The sequence below is a fragment of the Amycolatopsis sp. CA-126428 genome, from assembly GCF_002904335.1.
In the GTDB taxonomy this organism is placed as follows: domain Bacteria; phylum Actinomycetota; class Actinomycetes; order Mycobacteriales; family Pseudonocardiaceae; genus Amycolatopsis.
Genome location: NZ_PPHF01000145.1, coordinates 1 through 4,115 on the forward strand (window position 1 = coordinate 1; position 4,115 = coordinate 4,115).

Consider the following 4,115-nt stretch of genomic DNA (forward strand, 5'->3'; position numbering starts at 1 on the left):
GATCAGCCTGTCGAGCCTGCCCGGGCTCGGTGACAGATAACGAGACCTGCACCAGACCCGGGGCGCATCACTGTCGCTCTGAGTCAGTGAACCGAGCGCACGGTAGGCGAAGGCCCATGCCGAGTGCGTCCAGTTCCGAGGATCGTCCAACCAGTGTTCGAGCCCATTGACGTCCACCTGGTCACCGGTGAACGAAGCGATACGAGCGGCGATGGCACCCGCACCGGACGAGGACTCGTCACCCGAGCTGATTCTGCGGCGCAGGGCGTCGAGGAGTTCCTCGACATCTTCGTCTTCGGGTCGGACCGTGTCCAGGAGCGCGTGTGCGGTGGGCAACCACGTTTCGGGAGGCAGCGACGGATCTTTGATCGCGGCCGCACCCAACGCCCTCGGGGTCGGGGTCAACGCGACGCCGGCCAATACCTGCTCCAGGCGGATCCACGCCGGCAGCTCTTCGACGCTGATGCCCACTGTCGAGCGAGCCAGCGTCTCGTACGCCGTCGCAATGGCGTCCGGCAGGAGTTCCGGGTCTACCCGGTGCTGGAACGCGGCTGTGTGGGCCCTTTCGACGGCCAGCTTGAGCGCCGTCAGCGGCGCGGTCCGCTCGGCGGAGTTCTCGCCGGCCATCCCGCACTCGATGATCGCGTCGCGCAAAACTCCCGCTGCTTTGTGCGCGTCCCCCTCGCCGAACCAGCCTTGGAAAAGTGCGTCCGCGAGGTGCGGGTGAGCAAGCCAGACGCCGTCCCGGCCCGAATCGGCGGACACGGTGATGTGGTTGTCGCGTTCGAGTTGCGCGAGGACATCGCGATCGGCGTCGGTGAGCGCATGCAACGACGCGGCGGGCAGGCCCACGTACAGGCGGTTGACCGAGAGCAGTTTCGCGATGAACGCTGGAATCTTCGACGAATCTTCCATTCCTTCGAGTCGGTTCTTGAACCTTTTTGCGAAGCTTTCGAGCGACGCACCGGTCCGGTACTGGAAGAACTTCTGCACCATCAGGACGTTCGAGGAGGCCAGATGCGCCGGAGGTATCTGGTTTGTCCGGGCGGTGAACCACTGCTCGAGCTCGGCGGCATGGTCGGAATCGAGTTGCTCGTCGACCAGCTCGGCGGTGACCTCGACATCGTCGAGGAACGCCGACCGGAATGCGCGCCTCTGCTCGGTCGGTCCGCAGGTGACGATGACGGGCAGCTGCCTGCCTTCGTCGCTCACCGTGCTCAGTGCCCGGATGGTGCGTCGCCAATGGTCGATCGACCGCGCCTGGACCGCCGGGGAGAAGCCGTCGTCGATCACGATCAGCGCTTGCTCACCGGGTCCGCTGTTGGCCAGGCTGAACGCCACGGCCTGCGGGAGTTCCTCGACGTTGTTCCCAAGCCACAGCACCATGCCACGGTTCGCCCGGCGGATCACAGCCATGGTTTGGAGCATCAGAACACTTTTGCCGCAGCCGGAGCGACCCTCGAACCAATACACCGGCGCTTTGCGGCCGACGTCGGCCTCGGTGCTCCCGATGCTGCCGAGCCACAGTTCGAGACGCTCGGCCGCCGGGGCGACCTGCCAGACCCGGTTCGAGAAGTAGCCGTTCACGACGTGGGACGGCTTGGGTTGCTCACCGGCGAGGTAGGGGCCTGGTATGACTTCGGCCGGCGAAGCGAACTCGCGAGTGAGCACCGCGATGCCATGAGAGAGGCGGTCTTCCGGCGGGCTCGACCGCAGCCTAGCCAAGTCTGAAAGCAACTCGTCGGCGAAGTCGACGAGGTCCCGCGAATCGGAGATCGCCATGGCGAGTTTCCCGGTCCATCGATCCAGCCAGCCCGAAGGCTCCCTGACCCGCAGCGGCCCAGCGGCAAGCAACTCGAGCGCCTCGTAGCGAGGCGTGGGGGTGGCAGTCAGGCACAGGTGCGCTTTGAAGTTGGCCAGCGCATCGGAATTGTCGTCGTGGGGCGGGCTCCAACTGTCCACCACGGAGCCAGCCGTGGCCGAAACCCACCGTGGGCAGTGGATCTCGAACCGCAATACGGACGCGGCATCCGCCAGTACGTCCGCGGCCGACTGCGCTACAGCCCACAGGTTCTCGAGCGCGGTACGCAGCGAATCCCTGCGGCCAGTCAGTATCGCCTGGACCACGGCGGTCTTGCTCGGCGCCGGGGCGAAGACGTCGGAAAGCGCCTCCACGAGAGGACCGCGCGTTCCGGGCTGCTCGAGCCAGGCCGCGATCGAGCCTCGTAGCGCCACGTGCAGGTGGGATTCGAATTCGATGGCGGCGCGACCGGCGCCCCGGGCTTTCTCCGGGTAACGGGAGGACCAGAAATCCCGGAGTCTCCCAAGGTCATCCCAAACGGATGTCGTTTCGTCGGCGGTGCGAGCAAGTGTTGTCGCAATGTCCGAAACAAAGTTCCGGATCCTGCCGTATACCAGTGCCTCTCGGTTGGCGGGCTTACAGATGCTCACGTGATTGGCATCCACTCCGACCGGTTGCACCTTCGGCAGTCCAGGATTGGCTGACCCGGCGTCTACGACCTGGACTCCCCGGGTCGGCTTGGTCTCGAAGAAGACCAGGTGACGGATTCCGGTTTCCGAGTCGTAAACCCAGTTCTGATAGCGCGTGGACAGTTGTCGCAGGTGTGCGCTATTGCTTCGCAAATCATGCACCGCAGCTGTGCCGCGGTAAATCTTGCCCAGTGCTTCGACGGCTTTGGTTAGGCCCGACCCATTGTGGGGCGTTCCCAGGAACACGACAGCCTTGGTCATAGCCGCGAACGACGCGAATTCGGTGTCACCGTACGCCGCGTAGAGAAGCGCCTCCTTGACGATCAATCCGCCCATGCTGTGCGTCACGAAGATCAACGGCCGCTCGCCGATCCCCTTGACCTGCAGCGATGCGAGTACGTTGATCGTGCGGTCCTGCATCGGCATGGCATGGCCGCGCCACCCGCTCGACCACGCCTCGTACCCCACCGACCAGACGGCGGCTTCGCCGACGTCCTGCGCCAACCAGTTCGGCCAGAACCCGTCGTCACCGGCGACCGTCCACGACTTGCGGACATCACCATCCAAGCCGTGCAGGAATACCACATCTACTACGGCATCAACCGGGACATGCACCGCGACGACGTCAGTCAACCTCACCACTCCCGCCCGCCGGACCGCACGGCACTGCCGCGCATGGCTCACCCGGAAGTCGGGACGCGCAACTGCCTTGTTACACCTGGTGGTAACGGTCAGTAGCGTCGTCTCATGCCGTAGGCACGTCTCCCCCGTGTCCCGGAATCGGCGGGACGATTTCCTGGTCGGCCCCGGACGCGCACTTTGCCTTTCCTGGTCGAGAATCCGGCCAGTAGCCTTGACCTGCTGGTATGCCGCACTCGATGATCGGGTGGGCCGTGGCTGCTCGTCTGCTATACCAGGGATTGTCCTGGCTGGCGCTGCTTACCCGGTCGTCTGCATTCAAGGACGCGGAGATACTCGCGTCGCGCCACGGAGTCGCGGTGCTGCGCCGGCGCGAATCCACGCCACACCGTTCAACTAAGGCCGACCGGGCGGCCCTCGCGGCACTGTCCCGGCTCCTCCCCAAAATCCTTGCGTTCGTGCCGATAGCCAACGTCTGCCACGTTGCTGCGGTGGCATCGCCGCATGGTGGCCCGCAGGTGGCGACTGCCGGAGCCGCCGGGTCGGCCGCCGATCAGTGACGAGATCACCGCGCTGATCACCCGCTTGGCGATGGAAAACCGGACCTGGGCGTGGTCCGCATTCAAGGCGAAGCTGCGCCGACTCGGGGTACCGCGTCGGCGCCTCCACCATCCGTCGGATCTCGCGCAGTCGCCGGATCCCGCCACGTGAGTTCCTGGAGAGCGCACGGTAGCGCGCTCTGCGCATGTGAGGATGACGCTCAAAAGACCACTGGCAAGGGCGTGCGTTCGCTGTCGCAGACGCGCTGACACACGCCTGATATGGTGGCACGAGGCAGGCGCCTATGGATCGGTTGCCCGCCTCGAACTCTTTTGGTGACCCAGCAGCAGAGCTGCTTCCAATATCGGCCAGTTGGGTCTGCCCAGGGTCTGGTTGACACCTCACCTGTGAGGTTTCGGCCTCTCCTGGAAGGATGTCACCGTGCC

General features: G+C 65.1%; 1 protein-coding gene. It reads right to left on the reverse strand.

Annotated features, from left to right (window positions below; genetic code table 11):
- A partial coding sequence (locus C2L58_RS36060) for an esterase/lipase family protein (protein ID WP_146073737.1) occupies nt 1–3,123 on the reverse strand: 3,123 nt, incomplete at its 3' end.
- Nucleotides 3,124–4,115 lie beyond the last annotated feature (992 nt).